The organism is Streptomyces katrae, assembly GCF_000966975.1.
GTDB classification, from domain to species: Bacteria; Actinomycetota; Actinomycetes; order Streptomycetales; family Streptomycetaceae; genus Streptomyces; species Streptomyces katrae.
On sequence record NZ_JZWV01001568.1, the window covers coordinates 1 to 1320 of the forward strand.

Consider the following 1320-nt stretch of genomic DNA (forward strand, 5'->3'; position numbering starts at 1 on the left):
GGCTTGGGCTGCGGCTTGGGCTTCGGGTGGTGCGGCGCGGGTGCGGGGGGCGCCGGGTGCGGGGCGGGGTGTTCCGCGTGCGGGGCGGGCGGGTGGTCGTCGCACTCCTCCTTCCCGCCCCGGGGTCCGTGCTCCTCCTCGCCGGAGCCGCCGTACGCGTCCTCGTGGCGGGGCGCCGCATGCCGGGGGGCCTCCGGCCGGGGAGCCTCGTGGCGGGGCGCCGCGTGCCGGGGGGCGTGCGGGCGGGGACCCTCGTCGCCGCGCTCCCCGTAGCCGCCCTCGTCCTCCCGGCGCTGCGCGGGCAGCGCGTGCCGGCCGCCCTGGCGCTCCTCGAGGTAGCGCTCGAAGGCCTCGGCGTTCTCGGGGCTCAGGTAGCGCTCGTAGTCGTGCCGGTCGGCGTCCGAGCCGGTCGAGGTGACGCAGGTGTTGCCCATCGAGGGGTTGAGCGCGGCACCCCCGTCCACGCTGTTGCCGCACACGTTCGGCGAAAAGGTGATGGGTACCGAGACGCTGTTGCCGGACAGCACGCCCGGCGACTGCGAGGCCTCGGCCATCGCCCCGGGATGCGCGTAGGCCGCGCCGGTCGCGATCGACAGCAGACTCGAGGCGGCCGCAGCCGTGAGCACCCCCTTGCCCAGTACCTGTCGGCTCAGTACCTGTCGCATGGGTCCTTCCCTGTCTACCGGCGCGGGGGCCGGTCCTGAATCGAAGGTGGCCCCGGGGTGCACCGCCGTGCACTCCGAGGCCACCGAGGAGGTTGCCCTTGCGGGCGCAGGCACTCCGTCAGTTGTTGACGCAGACGTTGCCGAACGCGGGGTTCAGCAGCGCGATCACGTTGACGGTGTTGCCGCAGACGTTCACGGGGATGTGCACGGGGACCTGTACGAGGTTCCCGGAGAGGACGCCGGGGGAGCCGACGGCCTTGCCATCCGCGGCCGCGTCGGCCATGGCGGGGGAGGCGGCACCGGCGGCGACGAGAACGCCGGCGGCCATCACCACTGCCTTCTTGTACTTCATCTGAATTCGATCCTTCCCGCAGAGGTCTGTCCGCTGCATAGACAACAACGAGTGGGGCGGAAAAAGGAAACCCGTGGATTCCCGGTATTTCCGAGGGGTGCCGGATAATTCACTCCGATGCCCCGGAGGTGCGTTCGGGTAATTCCGGTCCTTATTTATCGGAAGGGTAATTCCCGGTCCTGATACGCGGCGAGGCCGTCGCGACCCGGGGGTGCGACGGCCTCGCGGTGCGACCTCGATCAGCTGCCGTTGGAGACGTTGCCGGAGAGGATCGGGATGTTGTCCAGGATGTGCGAGAGGGCC

2 protein-coding genes are annotated in these 1320 nt (G+C 71.1%); both read right to left on the reverse strand.

Features of this window, described 5'->3' with window-relative positions:
• Nucleotides 1-665, reverse strand: a 665-nt coding sequence (locus VR44_RS44660) for a chaplin (protein WP_052714039.1), incomplete at its 3' end; no start/stop codon positions are given.
• A gap of 118 nt (nucleotides 666-783) precedes the next feature.
• Nucleotides 784-1017 carry a chaplin gene (locus VR44_RS39245; protein ID WP_052714040.1) on the reverse strand — a complete coding sequence of 78 codons (234 nt, stop codon included), beginning with the start codon at nucleotides 1015-1017 and terminating at the stop codon, nucleotides 784-786.
• Nucleotides 1018-1320 lie beyond the last annotated feature (303 nt).